Origin of the sequence: Microbacterium pygmaeum (assembly GCF_900100885.1) — a bacterium.
Classification (GTDB): domain Bacteria; phylum Actinomycetota; class Actinomycetes; order Actinomycetales; family Microbacteriaceae; genus Microbacterium; species Microbacterium pygmaeum.
The window spans coordinates 353,625-369,305 of record NZ_LT629692.1 but is presented as its reverse complement, the minus strand read 5'-3'; the positions used below and the strand labels follow the sequence as shown (position 1 = coordinate 369,305).

Below are 15,681 nucleotides of genomic sequence, written 5' to 3'. Positions count from 1 at the left end.
CCTCAGGCGAGCTCGGCGATGATCGGGTGGATCGCCGCATCGAACGCGACGACGTCGCCGCGCAGGCCGTCGGTGACCGCGATCGTGAGGGATCCGATCCACCAGACGCCGCGCTGGGTCAGCGGCAGCACCTGCACGTTGAGTTCGAACGAATGCGCCCGACGGCCGACCTGCCGCTCGTGCTCCGCGATCGCGCTGGCGTACGCGCGATACGAGACGCCGGGTTTCGCCGCCGCGTCCTTGGCATAGCGACTGTGCGCGGACTGCGAATAGGCGATCGCCTCCGCGGCATGGGGGATGATCGCGGCCTGCAGCACGTCGGAGCCCTCGGCCGGCAGCGCCACGAGCGTCTCGAAGCCGTCGACCAGCTCCAACGGCACCGGAGACGGGTGCGCCTGCGGCTCCACGGTCATCGCCCAGTACTCACGCCACTGGCGCTCCAGCAGCGCCTGCGCCTCCTCGGTGCGCTCGTTCGAGCGGGAGTCGTTCGGCCGGGGCGGGATGCCGCGCAGGTGCGGCAGTTCGTCGGGCGAGCGGATCCCCAGCACCTGCCGCAGATACAGCGCGAGCAGCACCGGCTGGCTCGCGTCCTCGCGAATCAGCCACTCCGGAGCCCCTGCGCCGCCCATGCCGCAATTGTACGGCGGGGCACCCCTGCCCGAGCCGGCCCGGAGGCCCCGACATCCGGCATCCGCCCAGTATCGCCGCCGGTAGGCTGAAGGGGTGGCCTCACCCTCCCGCGACGCCCCTTCCCCCGGGGCCAGTGCCGTGAACCCCTATACCGAAGCCGGAGTCGACACCGCAGCCGGTGATCTCGCGGTCGAGCTGATGAAATCAGCCGTGCGCAAGACGCACGGCCCTGAGGTCCTCGGCGGCGTCGGCGGCTTCGCCGGCCTGTTCGACGCATCCGCACTGCGCGCCTACGCGCACCCGCTGCTGGCGACCAGCACCGACGGGGTCGGCACCAAGGTCGCCATCGCCCAGGCGATCGACAAGCACGACACGATCGGGCTCGACCTGGTCGGCATGGTGGTCGATGACATCGTGGTCGTGGGCGCGAAGCCGCTGTTCATGACCGACTACATCGCCTGCGGCAAGGTGTTCCCGGAGCGCATCGCCGACATCGTGGCCGGTATCGCACGCGGCTGCGCCGAGACCGGCACAGCGCTGGTCGGCGGCGAGACGGCCGAGCATCCGGGCCTGCTGGGCATCAACGACTACGACGTGGCCGGCGCCGCGACCGGCGTCGTCGAGGGCGACCGGATCCTCGGTGCCGATCGCGTCCGCGAGGGCGATGTCGTCCTTGCCCTGGCCTCGAGCGGTCTGCACAGCAACGGCTACTCCCTGGTGCGCCACATCGTGGCCGGCGCCGGTATCTCCTACGGCGACCGCGCCCCCGACCTCGGCGCCCACGGCACCACGTGGGGCGAGGCGCTCCTCGAGCCGACGCGTCTGTACACCGCACCGCTGCTGCGCCTGATCACCGAGATCGGCGACGGCGTGCACGCGCTGAGCCATGTCACGGGCGGGGGCATCGCCGCCAATCTCGCACGCGTCCTGCCGCAGCGCACGTGGGTCGAGGTCGACCGGTCCACGTGGTCGCCGTCTTCAGTGTTCCGCGTCCTCGCGGACCTCGGGGGCCTCGAGCTGCCGGCGACCGAGGGCACCTGGAACCTCGGCATCGGCTTCGTGGCGGTCGTGGCCGCCGAGAACGCGGATGCCGCGGCATCCGCCCTCTCGAACGAAGGCATCGCGACCTGGCAGGTGGGCGTGGTCCGCGCCGGCGCTCGGCCCGATGATGCGCACGGCGTGTTCGAGCAGGGCGCCAAGGGCGTCGACGGCGGCGCCGTGCGTCTGGTCGGCGCCTTCGCGGACGCCGGGGCGGCCTGAGATGTGCGGCATCGTCGGCATGGTCGGCCGGGGCAACGTCAACCAGGAGATCTACGATTCCCTGTTGCTGCTGCAGCACCGGGGCCAGGACTCCACGGGGATCGCGACGGCCGAGCCGAACGGCATCTTCCACATCGCCAAGGCCCGTGGTCAGGTGCGCGAGGCGTTCCGCACCCGTGACATGCGGGCGCTGCTGGGCAACATCGGCCTCGGACATGTGCGCTACGCGACGAAGGGGACGGCGGGCAATGAGGAGGAGGCGCAGCCGTTCTACGTGAATGCGCCGTACGGCATCGTCCTCGTCCACAACGGCAACCTCACCAACACCCGCGAGCTCACCGACGAGCTGTTCCACAAGGACCGCCGGCACCTCAACACCAGCTCCGACACGGAGCTGCTGGTGAACGTGCTGGCCAACGAGCTGCAGGCATCCATCTCGGGTCCCCGCCTCGACCCCGAGCAGATCTTCGACGCCGTCGGCCGTGTGCACGATCGCGTGGAGGGCTCGTACGCGACGATCGCGCTGATCGCCGGTTACGGGCTGCTCGCCTTCCGCGACCCCTTCGGCATCCGCCCACTGATCCTGGGCACCCGCAAGAACGACGACGGCTCGTACGAGTGGGTCGTCGCGAGCGAGTCGCTCGTGCTCGAGAACGGCGAGTTCGAGGTCGTCCGTGACGTCATGCCGGGCGAGACCGTGTTCATCGATCTGGACGGTCACCTGCACACCCGCCAGTACGCCGGGACGGCGCAGCTGGTCCCCTGCTCGTTCGAGTACGTCTACCTCGCCCGCCCCGACTCGGTCATGAACGGCATCTCGGTCTACGAGGCGCGGCTGCGCATGGGCGACCGTCTGGCCGACACCATCGCGAAGTACACGCCCCAGGGCGCGATCGATGTGGTCATGCCCATCCCCGATTCGTCGCGGCCGGCCGCCATGCAGGTCGCCCGCAAGCTCGGTATCGAGTACCGCGAGGGCTTCTACAAGAACCGCTACGTCGGCCGGACGTTCATCATGCCCGGCCAGGCGGCGCGCAAGCGCAGCGTGCGCCAGAAGCTCAACGCGATGTCCAGCGAGTTCAAGGGCAAGAACGTCCTGCTGATCGACGACTCGATCGTGCGCGGCACGACGAGCAAGGAGATCATCCAGATGGCGCGGGATGCCGGGGCCAAGAGCGTCACGTTCGCCTCGGCCGCCCCGCCCGTGCGGTACCCCCACGTCTACGGGATCAACATGCCCTCCCGCCACGAGCTCGTCGCGCACGGGCGGACGATCCCCGAAATCGCACAGGAGCTCGGCGCCGACTACATGGTCTACCAGGAGGTGGAGGATCTGAAGGCGGCGATCCTCGAGGGCTCCGACGTCGACGACCTGGACATGAGCTGCTTCGACGGCCGGTACGTCACCGGCACCGTGAGTGAGGAATACCTCGCCTGGGTCGAAGGAACCCAGGAGTCTTGAGCTTCCCCGCGGAGCTGCTGCGCGGGGCGCAGGAAATCGAACAGACGCCTCGAGGCCTTCGCCCGCACCGACTGCCCGCCGCGATCCGCGAGCGCTTCCCGGAGCCGCAGCTGCTGATGGTCGAGCAGCAGCCCTCCGGTGTCCGCATCGCCACGCGCACCGCGGCGCGCAGCATCGAGCTGGTCGTGCACACCACGCGTGTCGCATTCCGCGGGGTCGACCGGCCGCGCGGGTTCGTCGATGTCACCGTGGACCGCGCGCGGTTCGCGAGCGTCGAGCTCGCCGCCGGCGACGCGACGATCATCGACCCGGCCACGGGTCAGGCCGAGAACGTGGTCGGGGAGCCCGATGTGATCCGCATCGAGCGGCTGCCGGCGGGCGACAATCTCGTCGAGCTCTGGCTGCCGCACAACGAGTCCGTCGAGCTCGTCGATCTGCGCGCCGATGCTCCGCTCGCCCCCGACACCGCTCCGCGTCGCCTGTGGGTGCACCACGGCAGTTCGATCTCGCACGGTTCCAACGCGAGCTCGCCCACCCGGATCTGGCCCGTGATCGCTGCGCATCGAGGCGATGTCGAACTGCGCAGCCTCGGCCTGGGCGGCAGTGCCATGGTCGATCCGTTCGTCGCCCGCCTGATCGCCGGGAATCCAGCCGACCTGATCAGCGTCAAGCTCGGCATCAACGTCATAAACGCCGACGCGATGCGCCTGCGCGCCTTCGTCCCCGCGGTGCACGGGTTCCTCGACACGATCCGCGACGGGCATCCGGACACCCCACTGGTGCTCATCTCGCCCATCTTCTGCGCGATCCACGAGGACACACCCGGTCCCGGCGCCATCGACCCGGCGGCCTTCGCCGAGGGGCGCATGAGCTATCTCGCGACCGGTCGCAGCGACGACCAGCAGCAGGGGCGCCTCACCCTCCGCGTCCTCCGCGACGCGCTCGCGTCGCTAGTCGAGCGACGGGCATCCGACCCGAACCTGCACTATCTGGACGGGTTGCGCCTGTACGGGCAGGACGACGCCACCAGGCATCCGCTGCCCGACGCCCTGCACCCCGACACCGACACCCACCGGCTCATCGGGGAGCGGTTCGCGGAGTTCGCGTTCGCCGGATCCGGACCCTTCGCCGCCCGCTGAGGCCCCGCCGCCTCGAGTTGACCCGATCGGCCCCCAAAACGGCGGCTGAAGGGGCCATTCGGGTCAACTGAGGCAGCGGGAGCGGCCCTAGGCTGGTCCGATGCGCTCCGAACCGGCACGACCTCTCTGGCGCGGGCGGACGCTGGCCGTGATCGGCATCATCGCCTTCGCATTCTCGTTGCGCAGCGCCGTCGCGTCCCTCTCACCGCTGATCGATCACATCAGTGACGACTTCGCCATGCCGGCGGCCCTCATCGGTCTCATCGGGACCGCGCCGCCGGTCTGCTACGCCGTGTTCGGCATCCTGACTCCGCTCTTCGAACGTCGGCTGGGGCTGGAGCGGCTCACGGTTCTCGCGATCGCCATCGTCGCCGTGGGCACCGTGCTGCGCGGGTTCTCGGCCGACGCCGTCGCTCTCCTGCTGGCGACGGCGCTGATCTTCGCGGCCGTCGGCGTCGGCAACATCCTGCTGCCGCCGCTCGTGCGCAAGTACTTCCCCGATCGCATCGGGCTGATGACGACGCTGTACTCCACCACGATGGCCGTCGCGACGCTCACGCCGCCCCTGCTGGCGGTTCCGGTGGCGGATGCCGCGGACTGGCGAATCTCGCTGGGGATGTGGGCGGTCTTCGCCGCGGTGGCCCTGATCCCGTGGATCGCGATGCTGGTGCGCCAGCGCGCGGCGACCCCTGACGAGGGGATCGAGCCGCCCAACCCGCGGGTGTTCGGTCGCATGTGGCGGCTGCCCCTCGCGTGGGCGCTGGCGATCGGGTTCATGGTGGCCGGCACGCTCGCCTACACGTCGTTCGCGTGGCTGCCGCAGATCCTCGTCGACATCGCGGGGGTGACGCCCGCCGCGGCGGGCGCGCTCCTGGCGCTGTTCGCGGGCATGGGTCTGCCGGCCTCGCTCCTGGTGCCGCTGCTGGTCACGCGCTACCGGGCGACCGCCGTGCTGTTCGGCGTCGCCGTGACGACAGGTTTCGTCGGCATCGGCGGCCTGCTCCTGGCGCCGCAGGCCGCGCCGGTGCTGTGGGTGGGCCTTCTCGGCCTCGCGCCGCTGCTCTTCCCGCTCACCCTGGTGCTGCTCGGCCTGCGCGCGAGGACCCACGAGGGTTCGGTCGCGCTCAGCGGGTTCGTGCAGAGCATCGGCTACGGGATCGTCGCGCTCTTCCCGATTGGGATCGGCCTCCTGCATGACGCCACCGGCTCATGGACCGCGCCGCTGCTGGTGCTGGCGGTCGTCGTCGCTGCAGCGATCCCGGCGGGCATCGTCGTGGCGCGACCGATCACGATCGAGGACCAGTACGAACGGCGCCACGGCGCCTGGTGATCTCCGGCCCAGCCGCGTCGGTGAGAGTTGGGAAGGCTACGCCTTCTCGCCCTCGTACTCGTCGGTGTACTGATCGGCCCACTTGTCGACGTACTCGGGCTCGCCACCCTCGGGGTGGAGCTCGCGCTCCAACGCCGAATAGTTGACGCTGTACGTGTCGTACTTCAGTTCTCGGGCGATCTTGGTGTGCTTCGCCTTTTGACGGCCACGACCCATGCGAGACCCCCTCATTTCTGAGTCGCGGGCAGTGCGTGTTTCTTCCGCCGCTGCAACCCGGGCATTCACGAAACCGGCTTCAGGCCGGTAAGAGTAGCATTCAGGATAACACGGAGGCCCGGGCCGCTCGCCGCCCCGGCACGTATGAAGACGGTATGAAGGAGCGTCCACCGGTGGATGAGACACCCGACCACGGCATCCTCCCGGACGGGACCACTGCGCCTGGCGCCACGCCGGAAGCCGGGCTTCAGGGAGCAGTCATCGTCGGTGTCGTTCCCGGCCTCTCGACGCGCGTCCTGAAGGAGGCGACACGCTACGCCCAGCTGCTGAACGCGCCGCTGTTGGTCGTCCACGTCGACGTCACCCGCTTCGTCACCTACGAGGACCCCGACGGCTATGTGCACACCACGCCGCTGGACGTCGAAGCCTCAGCCGGTCAGACGGATCTGCGGGCCGTCACGGCCGAGGCATCCCGATTCCTGGACGGACACGACCTCGACTGGCGCGTGCGACAACTCGTCGGCGACCCGGCCATGGCGATGAAGCACCTGGCCGAGAGCATCGATGCCCGACTGATCGTCGTCGGCACCCGCAAGCGCGGGCTCGGCGAGTCGATCCGCGAATTCTTCACCGGCTCGGTCGCTGCGCGTCTGGCGCACCGCCAGCCCCGGCCGATCCTGATCGTGCCGCTCGGCGAGCCGGTGCCGGATGACGAGGAGATCTGGCCGTCCTGACGCACCCGCGCGCGTGAAACGCCTCGGACCACCGCCTCGCACGAGGTGCGGGCGGCGATCCGAGGCGAATGACGTCGGCGGCGCGGCTCAGCCGCGCAGGGACCGGGTGATCTCGCGTGCGATGGAATCCAGCGATGAGACGAGGTCGTCCACGACGGATGCCGCGAGCTCGCCGCCCCTCGCGACATGCGTGCGCACGTCGCTGCGGATCCGCGCACGGAACTCGTTCACGGCGGCGTCGGCGCGGTGCAGCTGCTCCCGGCTCGCCGATCGCGGATCCTCCGCACGGGGTTCCTGAGTCGCCTGCGCGCGCTCGTCCCGTGTTGCGGCGGCCAGATCGGCCCGCAGGCTCTTCATCGCATCGCGGACGCTGCCGCGAACCTCCTGCGCGATGAGGCGGACCGAGTCGGTGAGCCCCGCTTCGATGCCTTCCAGGTCACCGGCGCGTGAGGCGACCTCGGCGTGTCCGGCCTCGGTGATCTCGTACACGGTCTTGCGACCGTCGACCGACTTGGTCACGAGTCCCTCCTCCTCGAGCTTGGCCAGGCGCGGATAGATCGTCCCGGCGCTTGGGGTATAAGTTCCGCCGGTGCGGTCCGACAGCGCCTGCATGATGTCGTACCCGTGACGCGGACCCTCGTCGAGCAGGCTCAGCAGGTACAGCCGCAGATCGCCGTGCGAGAAGACGGGTGTCATCACCACTCCTCTTCGGGCGCGCCGGCGAAGCCGGCCGATCCGGGGTCGCTCTGCTCGGACGCCGCCGGCGCCGCGTACTCGTTCGCCGTCACCGGGGCCGGCGCAGCCACGGCACGCCGCAGCACGGTGACGTCACCGGACACCGAGTTGGCACGCACATCCACGAAGGATCCGCTCAGTTCGCCGACCGAGCCGGCGAAGTTGGTGGTGGGCCCGGTTCCCTTACCGGAACGCACGGTGCCGTCGATCTGGACGCGACCGCTGACGCTGCGGACGACGTAGTTCGCCGGGAAGCCTTCGTCCAGGCGGATCGTCGCGTTGCCGCTGACCGTGTTCAGGCTGACCTGGTGCGTGTCTCCGCCGGAGTCGACGAGCATCGCGCCGGACACCGTGTCGATCGTCGCCTTGCGCAGCGTGCCCGTCGCCGCGACATCGCCAGACACGCTGTTGGCGCTGAGGGCGCCGACCATGTCGCGGATCTGCACGTCGCCGGAGACGGCGTTGACGCTCGCGTCGCCGGTGAGACCATCGACGATGATGTCGCCGGAGACGGTGTTGAGGCGGGCGTCGTGGCGGAGGCCGGACACCAGCGCGCTTGCACTCACGACGCCGAGCTCGAGGGCGACCTCACGGGGGACCGCGACGCTGATCTCGGCCTTCGGGCCGCCGGCGCCGAAGTTGCGGAACACCTCGAGGAAGTTGTCCCAGCGCAACTGCGGGTGGTCGATCTCCAGCAGGTCGCCGGTCACCTCGATGCGGAGGTCCTTGATGGTGACGCCGTGCACCTCGATGCGGGCGCCTGGCTCGTCGTGGCCGATGACGTCGATCTGTCCGCCGACGAGTCCGACCTTGAGCTTGCGCACCGTCTCGATGTCGATGACGCGCGTTTCGCCCGGGTGGATGATCCACTTCTCGAGGGTCATGGTGTGCTCCAAATGTCCATTCCGATGGGTATGCAACGCGTTATATCGCGTTCCACCAGAGTAACACGATATATCGTGAGTTCGCCATCATCTTCCCATCAGGATGCTTGACCTTGACGCAGCGGCAACATTTAGCGTTGTCGTCATCACGCCCGATCCGAAGGAAAGGAGCCAAACGGATGGACGAATGGTCGATCCAGCAGATCGCGAGGATCGCCGGTACCACCAGTCGCACACTGCGGCACTACGGCGACATCGGGCTGCTCACGGCCTCGCGGACCGGGCTCAACGGCTACCGCTACTACGACCGCGCTGCCCTGATCCGGCTGCAGCAGATCCTGCTGCTGCGCGATCTCGGACTCGGACTCCCGCAGATCGCCGAGGTGCTCGATCGCGAGGCATCCCAGGAAGACGCCCTGACCGGTCACCTCGCGTGGCTGCGGCAGGAACAGGACCGGCTGGCACGTCAGATCGTGTCGGTCGAATCGACCATCAGAGCATTGAAAGGAGGTGAACGAATCATGGCATCAGATATGTTCGACGGCTTCGACCACACCCGCTACAAGGACGAGGTGGAACAGCGCTGGGGCGCTCAGACGTACGCCGACGGCGACCGCTGGTGGCGCGGCATGAGCGCCGACGAGAAGGCCGCGTTCCACCAGCGCGTCGCTGATCTGTCCCGCGACTGGAGCGCGGCCGCCGAGTCCGGCATCGCGCCGGACAGTGCGGCGGCATCGGTGCTGGCGAAGCGTCACGTGGAGTGGCTGACCGCCATTCCCGGCACTCCCGCCACAGCACCCGGCGGCGACGTCCGGGCCTACGTCATCGGCCTCGGCGAGATGTACGTCGCCCATGAGCGCTTCGGCGCGGACTACGCGACCAGCGCGGGCGGGACGGCGGGTGCGGAGTTCGTCCGCGACGCGCTTCGTGCGTATGCGGAGGCGAACCTGTAGGCCGACGCAGGAGGAGCGGATGCCGCGGCCCGACGAGACATCGGCCGCGGCATCCGACTATCCGGCCCCGGCTCGTGCCCGAGCGCGCCGTGGCAGGTCGAGTATGCCCGCACGGGCGATCTCAACCGCGCCGGCGACGGCGCCGATCGAGACGACGTCGGCGCCCAAAGGCGATGCGAGAAGCTCCGGCGACGGCAGGTCCAGTTCGTCCGGCACGGCTCGCGCGGCCGCCCGCAGCACCGGCTCGATGCCCGCGGCGACGGCGCCGGAGACGATCACGCGCGTCGGATCGAACAGGCTCCCGAAGACTCCGGTGATCACGGCGAGCATCTCGCCCACGCGCTCGGCGATGCGCAGCGCGTCGCTGTCGCCGGACGCCGCGAGCTCCAGCACGTGGCGCCCGTCGAGCTCGGCAGCGGCGAGGAGGGCGAGCGGACGGTCGGGGGCGATCATGCCGCCGGCCACGTCCTCGCGCGCCCACTGCGCGGCGCGATAGCCCAGTCCCCACGCGCCCGCGACGCCTGTCACGTGATCGAAGGCGACCATCTCGGCCACGCCCCCGTGCGCGCCGCGCAGCAGCCGGCCGTCGACGACGACGCCGGCACCGAGTCGCTCGCCGGCCAGCAGGACCACGTAGTCGCGGCATCCGACCGCTGCTCCCACTGAACCCTCCGCCACGGCCGCGAGCGACGCGTCGTTCTCCACGCGCACGAGCGGGATCGTCCGCTCGAACGCCTCGACGAATCCGGGGTTCATGCGCTGCCAGAACCGATCGCGATGCTGGGGAGACATCCCCGACGCATCGACGGGGGCGGGGACCCCGACGCAGAGCGCGATCGCCTCGTCGCGCGTCGCGCCCGCCGCGGCGAGCGTCGCATCGAGGGCGGATGCCGCCGCCGCACGGCGCGGGGCCGCCTCGTCGTGCTCGGGATCGAGATCGACGGACGTGCGAGCCAGCGTGTTCCCGCGGAGGTCGGCGACGGTGGTGATCAGATGCGCCCGCCCGGCGTCGATGCCGACGACGACTCCCGCGTCGGCGCGGAATTCGAATCGGCGCGACGGCCGGCCCTTCCGGTAGTCGCCGCCCGCTCGGGCGTTCGGCAGTTCGCGCAGCAAGCCGCGGTCGCCGAGCTCTTCGATGACATCGATCGTCGTGGACCGCGTCAGGCCCGCCTTCGCCATGGCATCGGTGGCGGTGAACTCCGCCGTCGTCCACGCGTGGTCCAGCACCGCACCCAGGTTCGCCCGGCGCAATGCCGAACGCGGTGCGCCGGACGAAATCGCATCGGACAAGGCATTGACCTTTCAGGCTCTCCTCGTCATTATGGTTGCACCTAATTGATTCGAGGGATAAATCTACTCCTCGAAACAACGTCTCGACCCAATGACGGGTCGATGGAGAAGGGAACACCGTCGTGCCTGGACCAGTTCGAAATCCGTTGCGCCGTGCCGCTGCGGCCGCCCTCGCCGTCACCCTGCTCGGATCGGGCCTGGCAGCCTGCTCCGGCGGCGGAGGACCGGAGGACGTCCGGTTCTACCTCAGCAAGCCGGAGGCGATCCCGTACTTCCGCGACCTCATCAAGGAGTACAACGCCTCGCAGGACGACGTGCGCGTCACGCTGGACACGTCTTCGAATCTGCAGGCGGGCTTCCTGCGCGGGAACCCACCGGACCTCGGTCTTCTCAACTACAACATGGAGATGGCGCGGTTCATGGAGCGCGGCGCGCTCAGCGATTTGAGCGACATGCCGGAGGCGGAGCGGATCCTCCCGGAAGTCCAGGAACTCGTCGACCAGTACGCCACCTATCCGGGACGCACGAGCGTGCTGCCGTACTCGGTGCAGGCGGCCTCCGTCATCTACAACAAGCAGATCTTCGAGGAGAACGGCGTCGAGGTCCCCGAGACCTGGGACGAGTTGATCGACGTGTGCGAGACCCTGAAGGCCAACGGCGTCACCCCCTTCTACGCGACCTTCAAAGATCCCTGGACGGTCGCTCAGGGCTGGTTCGACTACACGGTCGGCGGAGCAGTCGACGTCGCCCCGTTCTTCGCCGAGATGGCGGACGAGGGAACCGAGGTCGGCGCCGATTCGACGGTGTCATTCCAGAAGGACTTCATCGAGCCGATCGATCAGATGACCGAGCTCACAGCCAACTACACGAATCCCGACGCCGACAGCCGCGGCTACGGCGACGGGAACCTCGCGTTCGCACAGGGCGAGGCGGCGATGTATCTGCAGGGGCCGTGGGCCTTCGGCGAGATCGACAAGACGGATCCGGACCTCGACCTGGGAACCTTCCCGCTCCCGATGACAGATGACCCGGACGACCTCGAGGTCCGCGTGAACCTCGACCTCGCGGCGTGGATCCCCGAGGCATCCCGGCACAAGGAGGGCGCGCGCGCGTTCCTGAGCTACCTGTTCCAGAAGGACGTGATGGACGCATACAACGCGGCCTTCCTCGGTTACGGCACCACGACGGACTCCGCCGCAGTGACCGACCCGCGGATCATCGGCATGAAGGAGTACTACGACGAGGCGAAGTTCTACCAAGGCCCGTCGAAGTCGATCCCGCTGACGATCCCCACCGAGAACTACATGCAGGGGATCGTCACGGGCTCGGATCCGGAACGCACCCTGCAGGTGATGGACGCCGACTGGGCGCGCCTCGCGCTGCGCCAGTAACGCGACGACGAGAACAGACGACGAGATTAAGGGAAGGGAAGCGATACGAATGGCAACGACGACAGCGACGCTCACCGCCGCACCGAGAACCGGGAAACGCGCCGCCGCGGTTCCCATCCCCCGGGTCAAGCGGAAGGTGGAGGGGATCTACTACCTCTTCCTTCTGCCGAGCCTGATCCTGTTCACGCTCGCGATCACGCTGCCCGCGGTGATCGGGATCTTCTTCAGCTTCACGAACTCCATCGGCTTCGGTGACTGGGAGTTCATCGGGTTCATCAATTACATCGCCGCGTTCAGCGACCCGGCGATCCTGCAGAGCTACCTGTTCACGTTCGGCTTCGCCGCCGTCACCGTCCTGGTGGTCAACGCGATCGCCTTCCTCCTTGCGGTGGGGCTGACCTCCCGCATCCGCTTCAAGACGGCGCTGCGGACGATCTTCGTCATCCCGATGGTGATCTCGGGAATCGTGATCGCGTTCGTATTCAACTTCCTGTTCTCCAACTCCGTCCCCGCCCTCGGGCAGAGCCTTGGCGTCGGCTGGCTGAGTGAGAGCATCCTGGCCAACCCCGACCTGGCGTGGGTGGCCATCGTGATCGTCACCGCCTGGCAGGCGATCCCCGGCACCCTGCTGATCTACATCGCCGGCCTGCTCTCGATCCCCGGCGATGTGTACGAGGCGGCGGACATCGACGGCGCCGGCAAGTTCGCCCAGCTCACACGCATCACCCTGCCGCTGGTCGCCGGCTACGTCGTGATCAACGTGATCCTCGGCTTCAAGGGCTTCCTCAACGCCTACGACATCATCGTTGGCCTCACCGGCGGCGGTCCCGGCACGGCGACCCGCAGTATCGCGATGACGATCGTCACCGGCTTCACGGGCGGCGACTACGCGTACCAGATGGCCAACGCAACCATCTTCTTCCTCATCACCGTCGTCATCGCGCTCCTCCAACTCGGTCTCACTCGCGGAAGGAACGTGCTCTGATGTCGGTACAGCCCGCACTCGTCGTCGAAACCATCGAGGCGACCGAGGTCATCGAGGGGGCCCCCGCCCGCCAGAAGCCGGCAGGGCGATTCCGGATGGAACGCGTCAACTGGCCCGGCACGATCATCCTGATCCTGTGCGCGGTCACCGTGCTCATCCCGCTCTACGTCACGCTCACCACGGCGTTCAAGACGCAGGGTCAAGCCGTGGACGGCAACGCGTTCTCGCTGCCGGCGCCGTTCAGCATCGACGGTTTCGTCACCGCCTGGGGTCTGACGAACTTCCCGCTCGCCTTCACGATCACTGCGTTCGTGACCGGCTTCACCGTCGCCGGCACGATCCTGCTCGCATCGATCGCATCGTTCGCGATCGCCCGCAACTGGGACAAGCGGCTGTTCCGCTGGTCGTTCTACTACCTGCTGATGGCGATGTTCATCCCGTTCCCGGTGCTGGCCCTGCCGCAGATCCAGCTCACCGGCCTCGCCGGGCTCGACAACCCGGTCGGCGTCACGATCCTGCACATCATGTTCCAGCTCAGCTTCAGCGTGCTGCTGTTCACCGCCTTCCTGCGCTCGATCCCGCTGGAACTGGAGGAGAGCGCGCGCATCGACGGTGCGAGCACGTGGCAGGCGTTTTGGCAGCTGATCTTCCCCTTGCTCGCACCGATGAGCGCGACGGTGGGCATCTTCGCCTTCCTCGCCTCGTGGAACGACTTCATGATGCCGTCGCTGATCATCTCCGACCCCGGTCAGCAGACGCTTCCCGTGGTGCAGGCGATCTTCCAGACGCAGTTCAGCAACAACTACAACGTGTCCTTCGCGTCGTACCTCATGGCGATGGCCCCGGCCATCATCGTCTACCTGTTCACGCAGCGCTGGGTCATGGAGGGCGTGACCCAGGGCGCGGTGAAGGGCTGATGTCCGGCACCGTGACCGACGAGGTCTGGTGGCGCCAGGCCGTCGTCTACCAGGTCTATCCGCGCAGCTTCGCCGACGCAGACGGCGACGGGATCGGCGACATCCCCGGCATCACGTCGCGGGTGCCATACCTGGCCGGACTCGGCATCGATGCCGTCTGGCTCAGCCCGTTCTACCCGTCCGCGCTCGCCGACGGCGGGTACGACGTCGCCGACTACCGCGACGTGGATCCGCGGCTGGGCACGCTGGCCGATTTCGACGCGCTGCTGGCCGCGCTGCACGCACGAGGCATCCGTGTCGTCATCGACATCGTGCCCAACCACACCTCGGATCAGCATGAGTGGTTCCAGGAGGCGCTGGCAACGGGACGGGACTCACCCGAACGGCGACGATACATCTTCCGAGACGGCAGGGGAGCGGAGGGGCACGAGCCCCCGACCGACTGGGTGTCGGCGTTCGGAGGATCCGCATGGGAGCGGGTGGCTGACGGCCAGTGGTATCTCCACAACTTCGCGGTGGAGCAGCCCGACCTGGACTGGAGCAACGACGAGGTCCGTCAGGATTTCGTACGCACGCTTCGGTTCTGGGCTGATCGCGGCGTCGACGGTTTCCGCATCGACGTCGCGCACATGCTCACGAAGGACCTCACCGAGCCGTTACCCTCCCAAGCCGAACTCGATGCGCTGCCGCGAGACGGATTGCACCCTTTGATCGACCGCGACGACGTGCACGACGTGTACGCGCAATGGCGGAAGGTGTTCGACTCCTACGACCCGCCGCGCACCGCCGTGGCCGAGGCGTGGGTGGAGCGCTCGCGCATCCCGCTGTACGCGTCTGCGGACAGCCTGGGTCAGGCGTTCAACTTCGATCTGCTCGAGGCGGATTTCGACGCCGCGCAGTTCCGGCGCATCGTCGCCGCGAACCTCGACCTGGCGAGTCGATCGGGATCATCGACGACGTGGGTGCTCTCCAACCACGACGTCGTGCGATACGCGACGCGCTACGGGCTGCCTCACCCGCAGCGCGGCGCGGACGGGCGGCCCGCGCTCAAGCACGGGACCGAGTGGCTGCTGTCGGGGGGCACGCAGCCCGCGCTGGATCGTGATGGCGGCCTCCGCCGCGCGCGGGCCGCCATCCTCTTCGTGCTCGGGCTGCCGGGCTCGGCGTACCTCTATCAGGGCGAGGAGCTCGGCCTCCATGAGGTCGCCGAGATCGATGACGCCGAGCGCCAGGATCCGACGTTCTTCCGCAGCCCTGGGATCGACAAGGGGCGGGACGGATGCCGCGTGCCGCTGCCCTGGACTCGCGAGGGCGACTCGTTCGGGTTCGGGCGCGATCACGCCCATCTGCCGCAGCCGGCCTGGTTCGGCGCGTCGTCGGTGGAGGCCGAGGAGGAGGATCCGGAATCGACCCTCACGCTCTACCGGAAAGCCCTCGCGCTACGTCGGGAGCTGCAGAGCGACGAGTCGCTGGAATGGCGCGACACCGGGCGCGCGGATGTGCTCGCATTCGTCCGGCCGAACGGGTGGGGAGTCGTGACGAACTTCGGCAGCGCTGCCTTCGACGCGGCCGGAATCCTGCAGGGCACGCCTGCCTTGTCCAGCACACCGGTGACCGGACGCGTGGTCCCGGGCGAGTGCACGGTGTGGGTGCGGCCGAGCGCGGGTGTGTAGGCGAACATGCGGATGCCGCGGCCCGACGAGTGTCGGGGCCGCGGCATCCGTGCTCCGGGGGGAGCGGATGGCCCGCTGC

Annotated in this window: 15 protein-coding genes; 10 read left to right on the top strand and 5 right to left on the bottom strand. The window is 68.6% G+C overall.

Translation table 11 applies throughout. From position 1 onward, the window contains the following. Window positions 1–2 precede the first annotated feature (2 nt). Window positions 3–629, bottom strand: coding sequence for a zinc-binding alcohol dehydrogenase (locus BLT19_RS01620; RefSeq protein ID WP_091485346.1), 627 nt, complete (start codon window positions 627–629; stop codon window positions 3–5). Window positions 630–723: 94 nt separating this feature from the next. Here BLT19_RS01620 and purM point away from each other — a divergent pair, with 94 nt between their 5' ends. The 4 genes from purM (at window position 724) to BLT19_RS01600 (ending at window position 5,821) form a co-directional block, all read left to right on the top strand. Next, window positions 724–1,890, top strand: coding sequence for a phosphoribosylformylglycinamidine cyclo-ligase (gene purM / locus BLT19_RS01615; protein ID WP_407939808.1), 1,167 nt, complete (start codon window positions 724–726; stop codon window positions 1,888–1,890). A 1-nt stretch (window position 1,891) separates the two neighbouring features. After that, window positions 1,892–3,352, top strand: coding sequence for an amidophosphoribosyltransferase (gene purF / locus BLT19_RS01610; protein WP_091485341.1), 1,461 nt, complete (start codon window positions 1,892–1,894; stop codon window positions 3,350–3,352). Further along, window positions 3,349–4,491: a GDSL-type esterase/lipase family protein gene (locus tag BLT19_RS01605; protein WP_197673004.1), complete on the top strand. Its 1,143-nt coding sequence runs from the start codon at window positions 3,349–3,351 to the stop codon at window positions 4,489–4,491. The genes purF and BLT19_RS01605 overlap by 4 nt, the downstream gene beginning before the upstream one ends. 100 nt (window positions 4,492–4,591) lie before the next feature. After that, on the top strand, window positions 4,592–5,821 hold the full coding sequence (locus tag BLT19_RS01600; protein ID WP_091485336.1) for an MFS transporter: 1,230 nt from the start codon (window positions 4,592–4,594) through the stop codon (window positions 5,819–5,821). A 36-nt stretch (window positions 5,822–5,857) separates the two neighbouring features. Here BLT19_RS01600 and BLT19_RS01595 read toward each other — a convergent pair whose 3' ends face one another. Next, window positions 5,858–6,037, bottom strand: coding sequence for a DUF3073 family protein (locus BLT19_RS01595; RefSeq protein ID WP_091485334.1), 180 nt, complete (start codon window positions 6,035–6,037; stop codon window positions 5,858–5,860). Between the two features lie 197 nt (window positions 6,038–6,234). Between BLT19_RS01595 and BLT19_RS01590 the strand changes: the two genes are divergently transcribed. Next, window positions 6,235–6,771: a universal stress protein gene (locus BLT19_RS01590; protein ID WP_231917917.1), complete on the top strand. Its 537-nt coding sequence runs from the start codon at window positions 6,235–6,237 to the stop codon at window positions 6,769–6,771. A gap of 87 nt (window positions 6,772–6,858) precedes the next feature. On the opposite strand, the gene BLT19_RS01585 is transcribed toward BLT19_RS01590, so the two are convergent. Further along, window positions 6,859–7,467, bottom strand: coding sequence for a PadR family transcriptional regulator (locus BLT19_RS01585; protein ID WP_091485330.1), 609 nt, complete (start codon window positions 7,465–7,467; stop codon window positions 6,859–6,861). Next, window positions 7,467–8,390 (bottom strand): DUF4097 family beta strand repeat-containing protein, encoded by a 924-nt coding sequence (locus BLT19_RS01580; RefSeq protein ID WP_091485328.1) that lies wholly within the window; start codon window positions 8,388–8,390, stop codon window positions 7,467–7,469. The genes BLT19_RS01585 and BLT19_RS01580 overlap by 1 nt, the downstream gene beginning before the upstream one ends. A gap of 179 nt (window positions 8,391–8,569) precedes the next feature. Between BLT19_RS01580 and BLT19_RS01575 the strand changes: the two genes are divergently transcribed. Beyond that, window positions 8,570–9,343 (top strand): MerR family transcriptional regulator, encoded by a 774-nt coding sequence (locus BLT19_RS01575; protein ID WP_091485325.1) that lies wholly within the window; start codon window positions 8,570–8,572, stop codon window positions 9,341–9,343. A 57-nt stretch (window positions 9,344–9,400) separates the two neighbouring features. Here BLT19_RS01575 and BLT19_RS01570 read toward each other — a convergent pair whose 3' ends face one another. Then, complete coding sequence (locus tag BLT19_RS01570; protein ID WP_091485323.1) at window positions 9,401–10,636, bottom strand: ROK family protein; 1,236 nt, start codon at window positions 10,634–10,636, stop codon at window positions 9,401–9,403. 122 nt (window positions 10,637–10,758) lie between these two features. Between BLT19_RS01570 and BLT19_RS01565 the strand changes: the two genes are divergently transcribed. Genes BLT19_RS01565 through BLT19_RS01550 form a run of 4 tightly spaced genes read left to right on the top strand, consistent with a single transcriptional unit; the run spans window position 10,759 to window position 15,602 of the window. Then, window positions 10,759–12,027 carry an ABC transporter substrate-binding protein gene (locus BLT19_RS01565; RefSeq protein WP_407939807.1) on the top strand — a complete coding sequence of 423 codons (1,269 nt, stop codon included), beginning with the start codon at window positions 10,759–10,761 and terminating at the stop codon, window positions 12,025–12,027. 49 nt (window positions 12,028–12,076) lie between these two features. Continuing rightward, on the top strand, window positions 12,077–13,012 hold the full coding sequence (locus tag BLT19_RS01560) for a carbohydrate ABC transporter permease (protein WP_091485319.1): 936 nt from the start codon (window positions 12,077–12,079) through the stop codon (window positions 13,010–13,012). Beyond that, window positions 13,012–13,929: a carbohydrate ABC transporter permease gene (locus BLT19_RS01555; protein WP_091485316.1), complete on the top strand. Its 918-nt coding sequence runs from the start codon at window positions 13,012–13,014 to the stop codon at window positions 13,927–13,929. Before BLT19_RS01560 ends, BLT19_RS01555 begins: the two co-directional genes overlap by 1 nt. Next, window positions 13,929–15,602 carry a glycoside hydrolase family 13 protein gene (locus BLT19_RS01550; protein ID WP_091485314.1) on the top strand — a complete coding sequence of 558 codons (1,674 nt, stop codon included), beginning with the start codon at window positions 13,929–13,931 and terminating at the stop codon, window positions 15,600–15,602. Before BLT19_RS01555 ends, BLT19_RS01550 begins: the two co-directional genes overlap by 1 nt. Window positions 15,603–15,681: the final 79 nt, after the last annotated feature.